The following is a 19,801-nucleotide window of genomic DNA, read 5'->3' on the forward strand; positions in this document are numbered from 1 at the left end:
TAATGATAAGTATCTAATGATAAGCGATTATTTATAAGCGGTCGGATCTTTTAATTCAGTAGCGTTGCGAATCGCTTGTGCCTCAGATTGAGGATTAAAAAAGGTTTGAGTCACGTTTTGCTTTGCCTGTTGCCAATAGTTGAATTGTTGGCAAGTTGATTCCAGATCACCTTGCCATGTTGGTATCTGTCCGCACATCGTTTTAATACGGTTTTGATTGGGATAAGGCAGCTCTTGTGCGGTCTCTGCGGCTTCATGGGCGGCGACGCGATCGTTACAAACCAGCGCAATATCACAACCCGCTTCAATCGCGGCTTTCACACGTGCGCTGACATCGCCTGCGGCTTGAGCACCTGCCATACATAGATCATCAGAGAATAAGACCCCATCAAACTTTAGCTGATCCCGTATGATGTCCTTGAGCCAAATTTTAGAAAAACCTGCTGCCTTGTCATCGACTTGCGAAAAAATAACATGGGCAGGCATTAAGGCATCAAGCCACGGTAGGGTTTGGGCAAAAGGCTGCATATCGCTATGCATAATCTCATCTAGGCTACGCGTATCGATGGCCTCAGCCACATGGGAGTCAGGGGCAATCGCACCATGACCGGGGAAGTGCTTACCCGTGGTTGCCATGCCAGCGGCTTTCATACCGCGCATAAACTGAGTCGCCAGCGCAATGATCGCTTGCGGCTCTTGATGAAAACTACGATCCCCGATGACTTGGCTGATGCCATCTCTGTCAAGTACTGGGGCAAAACTGAGATCAATGCCCACTGCCAACACTTCTGTTGCCATTAGATAGCCACAATCGTAAGCACAGCTTAGCGCATGGCTAGGCTCTTGATTAAATAATTCCCCAAGCTTGCCCATGGCGGGTAGTGGGGTAAAGCCATTGCGCAGGCGTGCGACTCGTCCACCTTCTTGGTCGACGCCGATTAATATATCTGGGTTGTGATAACGTATGTCGTCACACAACGCCCGTACTTGTGCCGCATCTGCAACGTTTCGGGCAAATAGAATCACCCCGCCCACCTGTGCCTGTTTGATTAAGCTGACATCTTCTGCTGTCAGTGCGGTACTATCGATATCAATCATTAAGACGCCGTACATTGCGTAATCCTTATGGTGTTATATATTGTTATATGATCGGTTCAGATTCAAATAAATAAATGATGATAGCTGGCAGTGTGCCACTATTATCAAAACTGCTTTATTATGACAGTTATTATCAGATGAGCATAATGTGGCAGATGAATAGACTCAAATCAATTCGCGAGTGGGCATTGAATCGTCAATAAATGACCCAAATAATGATGAACAATAAATGTCATAGAAAGTTTGGTATGTGCAGGCGTAGCGTGTAAGATTGCTTATACAGTTTGAGACAGTTGGATATCTATGTGCATGATAATATTGAGTGATTTTTAACAATATATTAGCAAACAGCAAACAGCAATGGCATTTAGTGACCATAATTATTCAGAAAATAGCATTTTAGAAAGTATCGTTTTAGATTTTAGAAACTATCATTGAATACATATTCGATTGATAATGGTAGATAAAGATTTCGTGACTTAAAGATAAAGCATTTATAGGCGGCGACTGATTCAGTCACTTTTGATTTTTATAAAACAAATAATATTATTAACGTAAAATAACTAGGTATATATGATGAAAAAACAACCAGCACAGTGGTTACTCAGTGCAGCGTCAGTGGGCATCGCCGGTATTATTCTCACCCAGAGCTACGGCACGGCAATGGCCGACACCAATACTGGAGGCTTTGTACAAACCCCTGAACAAAAAGTCACCACTCGCCAAGTAGCCGCATTGCTGGATCGTAGCCACTATTTGAATCAGCCGCTAGATAGCAAAACGGGCAGCGAAATTTTGTCTATGTATATCGATAGCCTTGACCCAAACCATACGTTGTTTTTGCAGTCTGATGTGGATGAGTTTAAGAAAAAATACGCCGATGAATTCGGTGCTCGCCTCAAGCGTGGCGACTTATCTGCAGGAGTAGAGGTCTTTGAACGCTATCGCAAACGCTCAAATGAGTATTTTGCGATGGCGAGCAAGATGCTAAAAACCGATATCGATTTGACGAGTGATGATACGATCGTGCTTGACCGTGAAAAACTCAATCATTTTAAAACCAAAAAAGAGCAGCGTGATTATTGGACGCGTCAGCTTAAGTTTCAGCTGATGAGTATTACCTTGGGCCAAGAAGATGAAAAAGCCAAAGAAAAAGTATTCCTGAGCAATCCAGATATTACTCGTGGACAAGATTTGGTGCGCAACGACCAACGTACACCAAGCGAGATTTTACAGAACCGTTTATCGCGACAGCAAGAGCAGTTTAAGCGTCTCACAAACGATGAAATCATGGAAACCATCTTAAATACGGCGATGCTGACTTACGATCCGCACAGTAATTATTATGCACCGATTCAGGCCAACGAATTACAAATCCAATCTAGCTTGCAATTAGAAGGCATTGGCGTCTCTATTCGCCCTGATCGTAAAAACCCAGATTATACTCGCATCGTGACCTTGGTTGATGGTGGTCCAGCAGCCAAATCTGGTCAGATTAAACCCAACGATTTGATTATCGGTATTGCCAAAGATGGCGAAAACATGACAGATGTGGTTGGCTGGTCAACGCGTGAGATTGTGAGCTTGATTCGCGGCAAACGTGGTACGTCAGTGACTATCAAAGTGCGTCAGCCAAATACCCCTGATGCCAGTGCACGTAACGTGACGGTGGTTCGTGACATTATTCAACAAGAAGAGTCAGGGGTTACCCAGCGCGTGGTAGAAGTACAGCGCCCTAATATTGATAAAACGCCAAAACGCATCGGCGTCCTTGAGATACCGAGCTTTTATCTGAATTATCAGGCACGCCGTAACGGTGAGGATTATCGCAGCGTCAGCATCGATACCGAAAAAGCATTGAAAGCGTTGAATAAAGAAAATATTGATGGCCTCGTGGTTGACTTGCGCAATAATCCAGGTGGTTCATTGGATGAAGTAGCAAAAATGCTTGGCTTCTTTATCAAGAGCGGACCGATGGTGCAAATCCGTGACAATCGCGGCAACATTCAGGTCTACCGTGACGATGATGGCGGTGAGCAACTTTATGATGGCAAAGTGGTCGTTATTACCAACCTAGCGTCTGCCTCAGCCAGTGAGATATTTGCCGCGGCTATCCAAGATTACGGTCGTGGGCTAGTGGTTGGCAGTACGACAACGGGTAAAGGTTCAGCGCAGATTCAACTCGATAATTTGGCATTGGGTTCAGCCACTTTAACGCAGCGCAAATTCTATCGCATCACTGGTGGTAGTACGCAGAATAAAGGTGTGGTACCTGATGTAGAGTTGGTCAATATCTACGATGATGCCACTTTTGGTGAACGTGCGCAGAAAAAAGCGTTACCTTGGGATACCATCAAAACGGCGCCTTACAAGCCTGAAGGTAAGTTCACTGATACGACGCTGGCGACACTTAACCAGCAGTCTAAAATTCGTCAAGAGCAAAACCCACAGTTTGTTTATCTCTCAGCGCTAAACAACATTCGCGATATGGAAGACGAGAAAAAACCAATTCCACTTGATATTAATAGCCGCCGAGCTAAGATGCAGTTGATTGAAAAGCGTTCACTAGAGGCTGAAAATAAACGTCTTATTGCAACGGGTGAGCGCCCTTATGCCAATTGGAACACCTATCAAGCGGCAATGGATGCAAAATTTGAAGAGCGCAGCCGCATGAAAGCCAAGGAGCGCCCAGAGTTACCTGAAGACGAAGCCTTCATCAATGAAGCGGCCTATATTATGCTAAGCGCTGAACCCAAAGCATTGTTAAGCCCTGAAGAGAAGCTATAAACCGTCAATATTGTCAGCCAAAAAGGCTGTGATTAAAATCCATGTAAGCATATGCTTACATGGATTGACGTTTATACCTCTTACTAACCATGAGGCAATCTGCGATTATAACTGTACGGCACGATTGAACGAAACGGTTCATTGATACTAGGGATTGGTATCTCAAAGGTCGCATCAGGGATAGGTGGTTTGCTGATTAAGGATGATAAGGCTGGATGCCTGTCAGTTATAGGATACTCCGGGATTAGGTATCATATAACGATAACATGGATGGTTAGTGATAAAAGCCGCATAACGCTTGTCGTTATGCGGCTTTGTTACGTCTGGACATTAGTAGTTTTTATGGTAGATTTTTTAGAGAGACATTGCTCAAGTTTAATATCACTGTAGACGTAAATAGCGCTCAGCTTATAGATAAGTATATTTATATTAATATTAATATTAATATTGAACTTATCATAGAATAAGCATAAAAAAGGCCAGTAACCTTATCAGCCACTGACCTTTTTTGACCAAATGGCAATCTTAATAAAGACTACCATTTAACATCTCACTATACTCTAGAAGAGATTAGTGCTCAACGCCACCAGCGCCATGGACATGACCATGGTTTAGTTCATCTTCAGTCGCTGCACGCACTTCTTGGATTTCAACATCAAACGTCAAACGCTTACCAGCCAATGGATGGTTTGCATCAACGGTCACTTCTTTGTCATTTACTTCAGTAACGGTAACTAGCATTACTTGGCCGCCAGCTTCTGACTGAAACTGCATACCCGGCTGGATATCTTCAACGCCTTGGAAGTTATCACGTGGTACATGTTGCACCGCTTGCTCTTGATATTCGCCGTAGCCATCAGCAGGTTCAACAACAGCATTGACTTGTTCGCCAGCAGATTTACCTTCTAGCTGTTGTTCAAGGCCTGGAATGATGTTGCTGTGGCCATGCAAATACGCAAGTGGTTGACCTTCTGGTGATTGGTCAAGAATGTTGCCTTCGTCGTCTTTTAGTGTGTAATTGAATTTGACGGCAGTGTCTTTTGCAATAATAGTCATAAGTTATCCTAAATATATCTATGTAAAAAATTAAATACGGTTGCAATAAACCTAAAAAATCCAATCAGCAAGCCAAATAGCCACGTCATTAGTCAATTATCATCAGTTTATTAAAGTAACTTTAGCAGTTAGCATCTTTAATTGAGATGGCTCATATAACTTTCAAGGTAAAAACAATAAAAAATGCTATTTTATACTGATAAATGGCATTTTTTATGAAAATAAACACAGTTTTTTGTGGTTTGAAGACCGTAAATGGATATTCGGGGTTTGCCAGTTGCGTTTTTGGACAATGGCTTTTACCATAATGATATAAATAAGGATAAAAAGACAATGACTTCATTTGCCAATAATTCACGCAATCAGCTATCGGATGCCAATACAATCAGCGATCACCATAAAGCTAAAGCTGATATCAATTATCGACTCAATTTCGAGCGGTTTTCTGAGCACTTGGTTGATGTGTCGCTCAATTTTACGGCAGTAAATGATGCGCCTCAACTTTGGCTGCCAGCGTGGATACCAGGCAGTTATCTGATGCGTGAGTTTGCGCGCAACATTACCGCGGTGCATTATCAGGTGTTAGACAGTCAGGTGCTAGATAGTAAAGCATTAGACAGCCAAATCATGGATGATGATAATCATCCTAAGGTTTATCGCGCGCACAAAATAGATAAAAACACGTGGCAATTACCAAAAGCTAAGGCAGGGCAAGCCATCAGTGTCCACTATGAAGTGTACTGCTATGATTTATCGGTACGTACTGCCTATGTCGATCAGCACCGTTTGTATGGGAATTTCACCTCAATGGCATTGGCTGTAGAGGGGCAGGAGCATCGAGCGGTACAAGCTAGCTTAGTAGTGCCAGCAGCATTTTTAGCAGGTAAAGATGAGAGTCGGCTACTATTGGCATGTGGGTTAGAGTCTACGCATCTACGTCTTGATGGGCAGCATAGCTATGGACTACAAGCAGATAGTTATCACGACCTTATTGATTACCCGTTTGAGATTGCAGAACAGGATAAGTTTGACTTTATTATTCAAGACAGTACGCATCAGACGCTACATCATCGTTTTTATCTCTCAGGTAAGCATAGCGCCAATATGGGTAGGCTACAGCAGGATGTCACTCAGATCTGTCAGTGCTATTTAGATTGGTTGGGTGATGCGCCATTTAATGATTATACGTTTATGACCTTTGCCAGTGGTCAGGATTATGGTGGACTTGAGCATATCAATTCGACCAGTCTCATTACGCCGCGCCGAGACTTACCAACTCTTGATGAGCCAAAAATACCAAGCACCGATTATCAGCGATTTTTGGGCTTATGCAGCCATGAGTATTTTCATTCGTGGTGGGTCAAAACGGTACGCCCAGATGTTATGTTGGATGTCGATTTGCGCCGCGAGGCATTTACACCACTGCTATGGGTATTTGAGGGATTTACTTCGTATATCGATGACTTTATGTTGCAAGCATCGGGCGTGATTGATAAGCCAAGCTATCTCAAGCTACTGGCTGAGCAAATTAATCGTTACTATCAAACCGCGGGTCGCGCGTATCAAAGCGTTGCAGAGTCGAGCTTTGATGCGTGGATTAAGCTATACCGTAACGATGAAAATACAGGCAACGCTGGTATCAGTTATTACAACAAAGGCGCACTGGTGGCGTTATGCTTGGATTTGACACTGCTCCAAAAGAGCAATGGTCGCTATCGTCTGTTTGATGTGGTCAAGGCTTTTTATACTCAAGCAAAGCAAAACGACAATAAACGCATTGGCATTAATAGTGCTGATATGAGTACAGTCATTGGGCAGTTCATGCCCATAGAGGATTGGGAAGACTTTGAATATCGTTATGTCAATGGTGTCGAAGAGTTGCCAATCGAAGCGCTGCTGGCGGCAAACGGTATTAACATGCATAGCAATACCAAAGAGACGGCTGACAAGCATGTGCCTTGGGGTATGCGCTGTACTGAAACACCTGCTGGACTCAAAGTCAATCGCGTGACACGTGCTAGTGTCGCTGCTAGAGCGGGTATTTCAGCGAACGATGTCATTGTGGCGCTTGACGGTATCAAGGCTGACAGTAAACAATTGGCGTTGCTGAGTAATGTGGAGCGCGACATTAAGTGTCACCTGTTTCGCCGTGATGAGTTGATGCGTGTCAATGTGTTGCCTAAAGCGGCTGATGAAGCCATTGACAAAGCATCTCCGCATAAAGTGAGCTTGCACTTGGCAAAAGCAAATCAATCGTCAGAAGTCAGTGATAATTCTTCTCCAGTCGATACAGGCTGGCAAGCATGGCTCAATGCGATAGATCGTTATCAGAGTTAAATACATTACTAAATGTATTAATGTGAATGTATTTGTTCTCACTATTCTGTTCAATAATTTATTAAATGAAAGCCCCTGCCAAATAATATTATTTGGCAGGGGCTTTGTGTAATGACTGGCAGTCTTTTTTGAGGCGTGCTAAAAATTAACAGCTAAGTCAGCGTTTAGTAATTCAGCACCTAAGAAGCAGATTGCTCAGATTGCTGATGATTATCCGCTTCACTTGTGCCCTGTGTCTCTTTAGTATTTTTATCGGTACTAGCACTAGCACTAGCATCTGCAATCCATTGTTGCATATACTCAATCTCAGTCTGCTGACCATCGATGATATCTTGTGCCAATTGACGCATCTCTTCGTCAGTGCCATATTTCAGCTGAATGTTTGCCATCTCTACTGCGCCAATGTGATGCGGCAGCATACCACGTGCAAATGCCATGTCAGGCACAGGATCGGCGATACCCAATACCATCTCGCCATTTAAGACATCCATGCTTCTGGCATACGCTTGCTGCATCGCTTCAGTATTGGGTTTAGGTTTGGCTGTATCAGGGTGGCTAGCAAGCCATTTATTCAAAATATCGATTTCAACTTGCTGAGCGGCGATAATCTCTTGTGCCAATTGACGCATCTCTTCGTCAGTACCATATTTCAGCTGAATTTTTGCCATTTCTACGGCACCGCGGTGGTGTCCAAGCATCGCTTTAGCAAAGGCTGTATCAGGATCGTTATAACCCATACCGATCATCATCTCATCATGCATTCTAGTCATCGACCTTGTATAATCTCTGAGTATGTCGGTCATTTGGCTCTCATCCGTGCTGTTTTCCCCAGCTACTAGGTCGTTATCAGCGTCAACGTCATTTGGAGCATCGACGATATCAGTCACAGGTGGGGTCGCTGCATTAGAATCTGTGTCATCGTTGTCTTTTGTCGGCTGACAGGCGCTCAGTATAAGCGCCGTAGAGACGCTAGTGGCCAACAAGATCCAACGACGAGAAACAAACATAACATATCCCTATAATAAAAAATCAAATGATAAGTGGATGAGACTTATGATACCTAAACAATGGTGTACTGAAGCTTAGCAGATAAACCTTGCTCGTTCGAGACGCGATGTTTAGCAAGTCGTAATTGGTTTTAATTGCTACCAAAGCCAATGACTAAGGCGTATTCTTATTTAAAAAAGCTGATAGAAATAAGGGTATGCCCTAATAAGCAGATGCCAGTCACGAGTAATCAGCAATGAGATACCAGTAGATTGATAGTAATAATTAATCAAGAATGCCTAATTGCTGACAGCGTTCGCTAGTGAGATGAATACGCACAAACTCACCAACGGCTAAATCACCCAATTCAAACCCTGCTACTGACCAGCGTATCAAACGCAGACAAGGCAGTCCAACCTGCGCTGTCATACGTCTGACTTGGCGATTCTTACCTTCATAAATCGTCAGCATGAGCCATGAAGTCGGTACATTCTTACGCTCACGAATAGGCGGCTCACGTTGCCATAAATCAATGGGTAAGTTTGTCTCTTCTACCATGAGAGCCGTCGCCGGTAGTGTCTTGCCATCTTTTAAATGTACGCCAGAGGCAAGCTCATTCAACTGCGCTGGCGTTGCTGTGCCTTCAACTTGCACCAAGTAAGTTTTGCCTTGCTTATGACGGTTTTTTGCAAAATTAGCAGCAGAAGGTGGCTGGGTAATGGCTTTATTGACTCGACCATCACTCGTTAAAATCAGCAAGCCCTCTGAGGTGGCATCAAGCCTACCAGCAATCCGCAAAGACTTATCGGTAAAATACTGTGATAGGGTGGTGTGATCATTGTTGCTGTCATCACGAAACTGACTTTGCACCCCATAAGGTTTGTTGAATAAAATCAGACTAGAGGTTGACATGGTTTGAGATTTCCTGAATTTTAATCATTATTTTGTGCGTATTTTGAGGTTAGAGCGTGTCCTCAATTTACGATTTTTAAAACGAGGACACACCCTAATAAAACGTTATTTTTTTAAATCAACGCTATAAGCTGCAAATTTGTTGATTTTATATAAAGTATCTTTGTTATTTTGCGCGTTATTATAACAGTCTGTGTGGATGCTATTTTACTAAAGGGATTTTTACAGTATCGTTAAGTCAATAAATGATTATTCAGTGCATCGCTATTTCACTTATTCATTTTTTAAACCATTTATCAGCATATCGCAACTTACCTATTGCTCAGAGTTTTTAGTTTGGCTAACCCGCGTTTAAAGCGGTATAAATAATCATAATAGAGTGGCTAGCATAACAGAATGCTAAGGATGCTTGCGATATCTAACATACAACCAAGGAGTTTTATCCATGTCTTATGAGAAGGTTATCGTCCCAAGAGACGGCGAAAAAATTACCGTAAATGCTGATCTGTCGCTAAATGTACCCAATCATCCTATCATCCCGTTCGTTGAAGGGGATGGTATCGGGATCGATATCACGCCGGTCATGATAAAAGTGGTCAATGCGGCCGTGGAGAAAGCTTATCATGGCAAACAGTCCATCATTTGGATGGAGGCTTATCTTGGCGAAAAAGCCGCTAAAATATACGATGGTGACTATCTGCCAAGCGAGACGCTAGAGATTTTAAAAGACTATGTTATCAGTATCAAAGGTCCATTGACCACGCCAGTTGGCGGTGGTTTTCGCTCATTGAACGTAGCGGTACGTCAAGAGCTTGACCTCTATGTGTGTCAGCGCCCAGTTCGTTGGTTTGAAGGTGTACCAAGTCCTGTTCAACATCCTGAGCTGACAGATATGGTCATTTTCCGTGAAAACTCAGAAGATATCTATGCAGGTATCGAATGGAAAGCGGGCAGTGAGGATGCTAAGAAAATCATCAAATTCTTAAAAGAAGAGATGGGCGTTACGAAGATCCGCTTCGATGATGATTGCGGTATCGGCATCAAGCCAGTATCCAAAGAAGGCTCGCAGCGTCTGGTGCGTAAAGCCATTCAACATGCTATCGATAATGATTTGCCCAGTGTGACTTTAGTGCACAAAGGCAATATTATGAAGTATACCGAAGGCGCATTTAAGGAATGGGGCTATGAGCTGGCCGCAGAACGCTTTGATGCAGAATTATTAGATGGTGGTCCTTGGATGACAATGAAAAATCCAAAAACAGGCAATGATATTATTATCAAGGATGTTATTGCTGATGCCTTTTTGCAGCAAATCTTGATGCGTCCGGCGGATTATTCAGTCGTTGCGACGCTAAATTTAAACGGTGATTATATCTCAGATGCCCTAGCAGCCGAGGTGGGCGGTATTGGTATCGCACCGGGCGCTAACAAAGGCGGCGCAATTGCGGTTTATGAGGCAACTCATGGCACAGCACCTAAATACGCGGGTCAGAATAAAGTAAATCCTGGCTCATTGATTTTATCAGCTGAGATGATGTTACGAGACATGGGCTGGACAGAAGCCGCTGATCTCATTATCAGTGGTATCCAAGGTGCTATCGCTAACAAAACAGTCACTTATGACTTTGAGCGCCTCATGCCAGATGCTATCTTACTCAGTACTTCTGAGTTTGGTAAAGCGGTTATCAAGCACATGGATGTTTAAAAAGTATATAGAGCTGAGTCAGCTGTTATCAGAATTTTATAGTATTGATAAAAGTATCAATATTCACAAAAGTATTGATAAACATATCAATGTTAAAAAGCCACCTACAGTTATGTAGGTGGCTTTTTTATTGGCAGTTTTTTGCTGTTTATAAGTGATATTTTAAAAGTAACGTTTTAAACGTACTGTCTTATGTTCAAGCATAAAAAACACCGCTTAAGTCTGAGACCTAAGCGGCGTTTTTATTTTACCTAACTGGGTTCAAAAGTCTTTATAAGTAAAGAAAATTAAGCCCAATTGTTTGCTGTATTAGCACATGACTCAATTACAATGAGGCGATTGCTGTATTGAATAGCTTGCTTGGACGCATCGCTTGTTCAGCCAATGCTTCGTCTGCCAAGTAGTAACCTTTCAAGTCGACAGGCTTGCCTTGAGCTTCATTTAGCTCCTTGACGATAGCAGCTTCGTTGCTCTCAAGTTTTTCTGCCAGCGGTGCAAATTTTGCTTTAAGATCAGCATCTTTATCTTGTGCCGCAAGCTCCTGTGCCCAGTACATCGCCAGATAGAAATGACTACCACGGTTATCGATTTCACCTGTTTTACGTGATGGACCTTTGTTATTTAACAACAGTTTCTCTGTCGCCGTATCTAGCGTATCCGCCAAGATTTGCGCTTTAGCATTGTTATCGTGACTGGCCAAATGCTCTAAAGAGACGGTCAAAGCTAAGAACTCACCTAATGAATCCCAACGTAAATGGTTCTCTTCTAGTAGCTGTTGAACATGTTTAGGTGCAGAACCACCAGCGCCCGTTTCAAACAAACCGCCGCCTTTCATGAGTGGTACGACTGACAGCATTTTCGCACTGGTTCCTAATTCTAAAATTGGGAACAAGTCAGTCAAGTAATCACGTAAAATATTACCGGTCGCAGAGATAGTATCCAGACCACGGGCAACGCGCTCTAGCGTATAACGCATCGCACGAACCTGTGACATGATTTCAATATGCAGGCCTGTCGTATCATGATCTTTTAAGTAAGTTTGAACTTTTTTGATCAGCTCGTTTTCGTGCGGACGGTAAGGGTCTAGCCAAAAGATAACTGGTGTATCTGATTCACGGGCACGGCGTACCGCAAGTTTCACCCAATCTTGGATAGGCTCATCTTTAACCTGACACATGCGCCAAATATCGCCGTTTTCAACCTGCTGCTCAAGCAATACCTCATCAGTATCTTCATCGACAATACGAGCCAATCCTGAACCACTCGCCTCAAAAGTCTTGTCATGCGAGCCATACTCTTCAGCTTTTTGCGCCATCAAACCAACGTTAGGAACCGTACCCATCGTCGTTGGATCAAAATTGCCATGCCATTTACAGAAGTTAATCATTTCTTGATAGATACGAGCAAAGGTAGACTCAGGCATGACCGCTTTACAGTCATACATTTTGCCATCAGCGCCCCACATTTTACCGCCTGAGCGAATCATCGCTGGCATAGAGGCATCGACAATTACATCACTTGGTGAATGAAAGTTGGTGATACCTTTTGATGAATCAACCATCGCGAGGCGTGGACGATGCACTTGGCAAGCATGTAAATCGCGTTCGATTTCTTCACGCTTACTGGCTGGTAGCTCAGCGATTTTTTCGTACAAACTTGCCATGCCGTTATTGACATTGATACCTAGCTCGTCAAAGAAAGCGCCATGCTTATTAAAGGCATCTTTATAATAAGTTTTGACTGCATGACCAAACACGATAGGATGCGATACTTTCATCATCGTGGCTTTTACGTGCAATGAAAACAAGATACCAGCTTCGCGGCAGTCTTCCATTTCACGCTCATAAAACTCAAGTAATGATTTTTTGCTCATAAACATCAAGTCGATGACTTCTTTATCCAGCAAGGCAATGCCTGTTTTGAAGACATGAATAGTGCCATCTTCAGCGACACGTTCCATACGTACAGTACGTGCTTTATCTAAAGTGATAGATTGCTCACCAGCATAGAAATCGCCACTGTGCATGTGCGATACGTGGGTCTGTGACCATTGCTTCCATTCACCCATAGAGTGTGGATGCTTGCGTGCATAGTTTTTAACCGCTTTTGGTGCACGGCGATCTGAGTTGCCTTCACGCAATACTGGGTTGACAGAACTGCCCAAGCTTTTGCCGTAACGCTTACGGATCTCTTCTTCTTCTTCTGTCTTAGGATCATCTGGAAAATCAGGGATAGCGTAGCCTTTGCTTTGCAACTCTTTGATACAAGCTTTTAGCTGTCCAACAGAAGCACTGATATTAGGCAGTTTAATGATATTGGTGTCTGGATCTTGAGTCAGACGACCCAGCTCAGCCAGATTATCAGGAACGCGCTGCTCTTCCGTTAAGTACTCTGGAAACTCAGCCAACACACGGGCAGCAACAGAGATATCGCTGGTTTCAACTTCGATACCTGCTGTTTTAGTAAAGGCTTTTACAATTGGCAAAAATGATAAGGTTGCTAGCGCTGGTGCTTCGTCAGTTTTTGTATAAATAATTTTTGACATTAGTTGGGCATTCCTTTTAGTTGTAATTAATAATAAGGCTCAAATATAAGTTAATAATTCCATGCAGCTCTGATGTAATAATGGATCATGCAACGATACTAAATAATGTGTCGCGAGTTTTTTGTACACAGTTTCTTGGAGACCATCGAGTCTGCTTAGAATTTTTCTTCGTTAAGCGGCAGTTTGACTGTCTTGTCTGAACGACCTGCTCATATGAATGACTTAAAAATAGAGTGCGGACGCTACATCATAGTTAACTGATTATAAATCTGATACGATGTCAATATCGCATAATGAACTAAGTGTAGTGTTTTCGGTTGTTTCTAATATGTCTTAATTACATTAAGCTGTTAAGAGCCTTATTCTACCAGTCATCGATAAAAATTTCATCCTTTCTATACAAACACTGCCTGCTAATATTCGTCATAAAACGATGAATAATACAATCATTATTCAAAAAACTGCCAGTCATATCATAGATATGAGTCACGACTAAGTGATTCTTACTCTTCTGTCAGAAATGAGCTGACAAACCAAATCATCTATGTTTTTAGAGGTGACTGTATTGGGATAGCTTTTATTATTGAGAACGCATTGTTATCTATTTTATTCGTAATATCTGACAATTATGAGAGCATAATTGTGACAGAGTTTGAGTAGAATTTTGCTAGGCTAGTCATATACGAAACAAGGTATAAAAAACTACGCCCATATAAAAATAAATAGTGAGTATTATGAGTTTACAATATGCATTACTCAATGACACCAGCTGGCAGAGTCAAGCAGACTGGCAAACCCCCGATACCCCTTTTATGTCGTTTGCCTTTTGGCAAGCGTTAGCCGACACTGGCGCGATTGGTGAGCAGGCAGGCTGGTTGCCGATATTTGTGTTGGTACATCGTGTCGCAGATAGTCAAAGCGACAGCTCGATAGACCACGCTGACCATAGTGAAAACCATAGTGAAAACCATTCTGCGATTAACGAAGCTGCGCAAACAGTCACGCATCCTGTGGCGGTGTTGCCAGTATTCCTAAAAGGTCATCATCGTGGCGAGTTTGTGTTTGACCATTCATGGGCAGAAGCCTACGCGCGTTATGGGGTGGATTATTATCCAAGGCTGGTCACCAGCGTGCCCTATACACCGATTACGGGTCAGCGGCTTTGGTTGGCAAAAGGTGAGACGTTAACCACCGATATCATAAAGACAGCTATCGCAGGCGTCGATGATATTGCTCAGCAAGTAGGCGCCTCAAGCTGGCATGGATTATTTATTACGCCTGAGCTGGCAAAGATTGCGACGGCATTTATGCCTACTGATATTGATATAGCGCATTTGCTCGCCGCTCAAGATAATGGTTTAGAATCAACCGCAATTGACATGCCTATACTGGAACGTCAAGGCTGTCAGTTCTTATGGCAAAATAAAGAATTGCTTAATGGTAGCCAGCCGTTCGCAGATTTTGATGCATTCTTAGCGACGCTAAAAGCCAAAAAACGCAAAACTATCCGTGCTGAGCGTCGTAAGGTTGCTGAGCAAGGCATCATCTGCCAACGTAAATGCGGTGCCGCTATTACTGATGAGGACTGGAAAGCCTTTTATCATTGTTATGTGATGACCTATGCAGTACGTGGACAACAGCCTTATTTGACGATAGGTTTTTTTATGGCACTGGCAGCGACTATGTCTGAGCACTTAATGCTCGCACAAGCGTTAGATGCCTCTGGAGAAATTATCGCCAGTAGCTTGTTTTTATACGATGATCGCCATAGCGAAAATGCCACTCTTTATGGTCGCTATTGGGGAGCACTGGGTGAGTACGACAGCTTACACTTTGAGCTGTGTTATTATCAAGGTATTGAGTTTGCCATCGAGCAAGGGCTTAAGTATTTTGATCCGGGTACGCAAGGGGAGCATAAGCTGGTTCGTGGTTTTATTCCAACGACGACACACTCTATCCACCGTATTTATGACCCACGTTTTGTGCCAGCTATCGCCAATTTTTGCGCCCAAGACCGTGAGCACATGGCGCAGTATCGTCAGCAAGCATTTGAGGCATTGCCCTTTAATGCGGATAATATGCCAGCCTTTGATAACAATCAATAGGCTTTGCTTAATACGCCTAACGCTCGCTTTCTTTTTTATTATGTCACTATTAGCCGTTAACTATGTCCAGTACTCCTTTTATTTGTCTTACCCATTTTTCTCCTCCTAGTGAGCTACTCTCGTGGCTCAATGTCGCAGGCTCTCTCACGGCAGTGTTGGAAGTGAAAGCAGGGCAGCCCTTGCGCGTGGAGCGTAGCTTTGAGGGCTACCGATTGCTGTCATTGGCACAAAAAAAACAATTGAATGTCACAGGTGCCATGCTGAATCGTCCCATGCTAGCATGGGTGCGTGAAGCGCAATTATATGGTAATGACGAGCATCCGTGGGTGGCCGCGCAAAGTATCTTTCCGTTACCCAGTCTCAAAGGTCACGCCCGCCGTCTACAGCAGCTCAAAGGCACGCCCATCGGTTATGTGTTATTTAAACGCAGTCGGACTTTGCCCAATCAGCGTTTTATCCAGCAGACTGCTGAAGGTTGGCAACGGCAAACACGTTATGATTGGTATGGTCGCCAGCTGCTGATCAGCGAAACTTTCTTGCCAGAATTTGTCGCTACTGACAGTTAAATATCTGTTAAGTAGGCAGTCAATAGATAAAAATCGCTAATAATATGTTGACCAACAACAGGCTAGGAGCAGGATGATAGCGGTAAACCATTTATTTTATTGGCTATTTATCTGCGTTATATCACCATTTAATTCACTCAGCTTACAGTGAGGTTTTTTTGCGCTCACCGTACAAATTTTCATGTTACACTTAATGTTTAGCGATGATTTTGATGCCAGCGCGTATCGAGTTTATTGCCGAATTGGACAAGTTAATGACAGGCCTATTGCCTCTGCTTACTCCTACTTATCTTTGCTAATAGACTCAATTCACAATAATGGTCATACCATAAAACTGAGCGTAAAAGTACCGCTGGTACTTTGAGCGACGTTGACACAGTAATTGTTTTATTGTGGGCAGCCTATAAGCTTCTTTTCAACGACATTTTTCAATGACAGTCACTACCTAGGACATCACTATGTTTAAAGATATTTCTATCAAAGATTTTGATCCAGTACTTGCTGAAGCGATGGCTGCAGAAAGCGTTCGTCAAGAAAACCATATCGAATTGATTGCGTCTGAAAACTACTGCTCGCAAGCAGTGATGGAAGCGCAAGGCACAGATCTAACCAACAAATACGCTGAAGGTTATCCTGGCAAGCGTTACTATGGTGGTTGTGAGCATGTAGACGTTGTAGAGCAATTGGCGATTGATCGTGCAAAAGAGTTGTTCGGTGCTGAGTACGTCAACGTCCAGCCACATTCTGGTAGTCAAGCAAACTCTGCCGTATTTTTAGCGTTACTTGAAGCAAATGACACCGTACTAGGCATGAGCTTAGACGCAGGTGGTCACTTGACTCATGGCGCACACATTAACTTTTCAGGTCTGAACTACAATGCCGTACAGTACGGCTTGGTCGAAGGCACTGGTCTTATCGATTATGACCAAGTTGAAAGTTTGGCAAAAGAGCATAAGCCTAAAATGATTATTGCTGGTTTTTCAGCGTATTCACAGGTAGTCGATTGGGCACGTTTCCGTGAAATCGCTGATGAAGTTGGCGCTTATTTGCTAGTAGATATGGCGCACGTTGCTGGTCTAGTTGCTGGTGGTGTTTATCCAAACCCAGTACCGTTCGCTGATGTGGTTACAACGACAACACACAAAACCCTACGTGGCCCACGTTCAGGCATGATTTTGGCGCGTGATGAAGTACTTGCTAAAAAGCTGAATTCTGCCGTATTCCCAGGTAATCAAGGTGGCCCGTTGATGCATGTCATCGCGGCAAAAGCGGTTTGCTTTAAAGAAGCGTTAGAAGCTAACTTTTCTACTTATCAACAGCAAGTGGTTAAAAACGCTAAAGCGATGGCAAAAGTGGTTCAAGACCGTGGCTATGAAATCATATCTGGCGGTACGGAAAACCATCTCATGCTGATCAGCCTCGTTAAGCAAGAAATGACGGGTAAAGAAGCGGACAAATGGCTTGGCGATGCGCATATTACTGTGAATAAAAACGCCGTACCAAATGATCCAAAATCGCCGTTCGTGACGTCTGGCATCCGTATCGGCACGCCAGCAATCACTACTCGTGGCTTCAACGAAGCGCAAGCGGGTGATTTGGCAGGTTGGATTTGTGATGTACTAGATAGCCGCGGTGATGAAGCGGTCGCTACTGAAGTACGCGGTAAAGTAGAAGCTATCTGCAAAGAGTTACCAGTTTACGAAAAAAATCAGTAAGCCGTTTCTCTCTGTTTTAGCCAGCGCTTATTAAGTGTTGTATAAAGTAAAAAACCGCTTAGCTTTTGCTAGGCGGTTTTTATTTTTTTAATAAAAGGATAATTTGATGATGCTACGAATTCATGCTCTTTACCATGTTGATTTTGAAGAGCTCAGCCATATCAGGCAGTGGGTAGATAATCGAGGCCATAGTATTACGGTCACACGTTTTCATAAAAATGAGCCATTACCCGCGCAAGACAGTTTTGATTGGTTAGTCGTTATGGGTGGACCAATGAGCATTCATGATGAAAGTGACTTTCAGTGGCTAGCTGATGAAAAATCTTTCATTCAGCAAAGTATTAATGACGGAAAAACCGTGATTGGTGTTTGTTTGGGTGCACAACTGATTGCAGATAGCTTGGGGGCGAAAGTTGCGCCATCAGGCATAAAAGAGGTTGGCTGGCTGCCCATTCAATTGACCGAACAGGGGCTTGCACATCCGCTGCTAGCAGATTTGCCAAAGAATGAATTCACTGTATTTCATTGGCATGGCGATGGTTTTGAGTGTCCCAAAGGCGCGATGCCAATTGCAACGTCACATACTTGGGCCAATCAAGGTTTTGTTTATCAAACATCAAAGCATAAAGAATTAGGTACGTGGGTGCTTGGTTGGCAATGTCATTTTGAAGTGACTAACAAGAGTATGGTAGATATGGTGTCGCATGGACAGACGTATATACAAGAAGCGATGATTGATCATCCTGACTCTGTGCAAGCGGCTGATGAGATCCTAGCACTAGGGGACACGTATATTGCAGATAACAATGCATGGCTCTCGACCATACTAGATAAACTAGCTAGCTAGATAATTCAGTGAAACGCGATTAATAATCTGTAGCAGGTGAAAATTCAGTATAAAGAAAAGCGCTAAAATGACAGATGAGCAAACCAGTCAAGACTGTGGGTTTTACTTAACTTACATAATACTCGCTATTGATTACTTAACCTGCGACCTATCTTTTATTCAATCTCATTGAACTGAAGAAAGAACCATTTAGCTTCTGCTAGGTGGTTCTTATTTTTAATAACAGATAAGGAGAATACGATGCCTATTTCTACATCTATGTCATTTTTTTTGTAGTGTTCGTGAGGAAAATTTAGCAAGTATGTTCAATGGTAGTATTACACTTGATGAGCTAAGAGAAAATCGTGACAACCAATACTTGGATGTGAAACAAGCATCTTTTGAACACTATACGGAAGAATTGATTGAGCTGTTGGGAGAGGGGCATTACGCCTTGTGCGATCTGTTATTTTTGACAGACAACAGCACGCCTCTGCATGATCAGCATGACGGGCTATTATATGATATGGCAGTCGTACCTAAGATTATCAAAGCGTTTGCCGCGACAGATTTAAAAAAATTGGTACACGACATCGGTTACTACGAAGCAGAGAGCCAAGAAGGTTTGAATACATTTCTTGAGAATTTAAATCATGTTCATAAGTTATTTGAGTTTGCAGAAGAGAACAAGCTCAATGTGATTGGGTTTACGCTTTAGTATATAAAAATTTGCGTTAAGTATTTGTTACTTGAAGTACTTTAAAACTTGAGCGTCTTAGTTTGATGTGAAAAACCGCTCAGCTGAATGGCTAGGCGGTTTTTTTGTGTCGTAGAAAATAGTAGCTAATCCTTCTTCAGCGCATGACTGTCTTCTAATATGCCCATAAATCTCTCATATAACCAAGGCTCAGCATCATCGATGGCTTGGTTATATATTTTAGAGCCGATCAAGTCCACCATAAAATCGAATAAGAACTTGGCAGGCAAATTACCGATATCCAAATCAAACTCTTCGCTCATATAATCTCTCAAATTATCTAACAGCGCTTCTTCCTCTTCCTTCGATAACTTGATAAGTTTGTCTTTACTCATATTATTCTCTCAATACTAGGTAATGATCTAGCTTAGTTCAATCATACCTTTATAGGAAGGTTGAATAATC

Annotated in this window: 14 protein-coding genes; 8 read left to right on the forward strand and 6 right to left on the reverse strand. The window is 42.9% G+C overall.

Going from position 1 to position 19,801, the window contains the following annotated elements; genetic code table 11:
* Positions 1-27 precede the first annotated feature (27 nt).
* Positions 28-1,113, reverse strand: a complete 1,086-nt coding sequence (gene nagZ / locus ACT3S4_RS06725) for a beta-N-acetylhexosaminidase (protein ID WP_444760768.1) — start codon at positions 1,111-1,113, stop codon at positions 28-30.
* A gap of 561 nt (positions 1,114-1,674) precedes the next feature.
* Here nagZ and ACT3S4_RS06730 point away from each other — a divergent pair.
* Positions 1,675-3,885 (forward strand): carboxy terminal-processing peptidase, encoded by a 2,211-nt coding sequence (locus ACT3S4_RS06730; protein ID WP_444760769.1) that lies wholly within the window; start codon positions 1,675-1,677, stop codon positions 3,883-3,885.
* A gap of 570 nt (positions 3,886-4,455) precedes the next feature.
* Here the strand turns inward: ACT3S4_RS06730 and ACT3S4_RS06735 are convergent.
* A complete protein-coding gene (locus ACT3S4_RS06735) occupies positions 4,456-4,941 on the reverse strand; it encodes an FKBP-type peptidyl-prolyl cis-trans isomerase (protein ID WP_045443514.1) in 486 nt (161 codons plus the stop codon).
* Positions 4,942-5,274: 333 nt separating this feature from the next.
* On the opposite strand from ACT3S4_RS06735, the gene ACT3S4_RS06740 reads away from it, so the two are divergent.
* Entirely contained in the window at positions 5,275-7,278 is a 2,004-nt protein-coding gene (locus ACT3S4_RS06740) for a M61 family metallopeptidase (protein ID WP_444760770.1), read from the forward strand.
* A gap of 179 nt (positions 7,279-7,457) precedes the next feature.
* Here the strand turns inward: ACT3S4_RS06740 and copM are convergent, their stop codons facing one another.
* Both copM and ACT3S4_RS06750 read right to left on the reverse strand, forming a co-directional pair.
* A complete protein-coding gene (copM, locus tag ACT3S4_RS06745) occupies positions 7,458-8,285 on the reverse strand; it encodes a CopM family metallochaperone (protein ID WP_444760771.1) in 828 nt (275 codons plus the stop codon).
* A gap of 265 nt (positions 8,286-8,550) precedes the next feature.
* Positions 8,551-9,177: a pseudouridine synthase gene (locus ACT3S4_RS06750; protein WP_444760772.1), complete on the reverse strand. Its 627-nt coding sequence runs from the start codon at positions 9,175-9,177 to the stop codon at positions 8,551-8,553.
* 445 nt (positions 9,178-9,622) lie between these two features.
* On the opposite strand from ACT3S4_RS06750, the gene icd reads away from it, so the two are divergent.
* Positions 9,623-10,882 (forward strand): NADP-dependent isocitrate dehydrogenase, encoded by a 1,260-nt coding sequence (gene icd / locus ACT3S4_RS06755; RefSeq protein ID WP_055123470.1) that lies wholly within the window; start codon positions 9,623-9,625, stop codon positions 10,880-10,882.
* A gap of 325 nt (positions 10,883-11,207) precedes the next feature.
* On the opposite strand, the gene ACT3S4_RS06760 is transcribed toward icd, so the two are convergent.
* A complete protein-coding gene (locus ACT3S4_RS06760) occupies positions 11,208-13,427 on the reverse strand; it encodes an NADP-dependent isocitrate dehydrogenase (protein ID WP_444760773.1) in 2,220 nt (739 codons plus the stop codon).
* A gap of 734 nt (positions 13,428-14,161) precedes the next feature.
* On the opposite strand from ACT3S4_RS06760, the gene ACT3S4_RS06765 reads away from it, so the two are divergent.
* The 5 genes from ACT3S4_RS06765 to ACT3S4_RS06785 all read left to right on the forward strand — a co-directional run bounded on the left by ACT3S4_RS06765 (position 14,162) and on the right by ACT3S4_RS06785 (position 19,357).
* Positions 14,162-15,532 carry a GNAT family N-acetyltransferase gene (locus ACT3S4_RS06765; protein ID WP_444760774.1) on the forward strand — a complete coding sequence of 457 codons (1,371 nt, stop codon included), beginning with the start codon at positions 14,162-14,164 and terminating at the stop codon, positions 15,530-15,532.
* Between the two features lie 62 nt (positions 15,533-15,594).
* Positions 15,595-16,098: a chorismate--pyruvate lyase family protein gene (locus tag ACT3S4_RS06770; protein WP_087813949.1), complete on the forward strand. Its 504-nt coding sequence runs from the start codon at positions 15,595-15,597 to the stop codon at positions 16,096-16,098.
* Between the two features lie 458 nt (positions 16,099-16,556).
* Positions 16,557-17,813: a serine hydroxymethyltransferase gene (gene glyA / locus ACT3S4_RS06775; protein ID WP_109592392.1), complete on the forward strand. Its 1,257-nt coding sequence runs from the start codon at positions 16,557-16,559 to the stop codon at positions 17,811-17,813.
* Between the two features lie 106 nt (positions 17,814-17,919).
* Entirely contained in the window at positions 17,920-18,660 is a 741-nt protein-coding gene (locus tag ACT3S4_RS06780) for a type 1 glutamine amidotransferase (protein ID WP_109592394.1), read from the forward strand.
* A gap of 301 nt (positions 18,661-18,961) precedes the next feature.
* Positions 18,962-19,357: a hypothetical protein gene (locus tag ACT3S4_RS06785; RefSeq protein WP_109592396.1), complete on the forward strand. Its 396-nt coding sequence runs from the start codon at positions 18,962-18,964 to the stop codon at positions 19,355-19,357.
* Between the two features lie 125 nt (positions 19,358-19,482).
* On the opposite strand, the gene ACT3S4_RS06790 is transcribed toward ACT3S4_RS06785, so the two are convergent.
* Complete coding sequence (locus tag ACT3S4_RS06790) at positions 19,483-19,731, reverse strand: DUF2164 domain-containing protein (RefSeq protein ID WP_055123463.1); 249 nt, start codon at positions 19,729-19,731, stop codon at positions 19,483-19,485.
* Positions 19,732-19,801: the final 70 nt, after the last annotated feature.

It is taken from the genome of Psychrobacter sp. AOP30-A2-5 (genome assembly GCF_052378115.1).
Taxonomy (GTDB): domain Bacteria; phylum Pseudomonadota; class Gammaproteobacteria; order Pseudomonadales; family Moraxellaceae; genus Psychrobacter.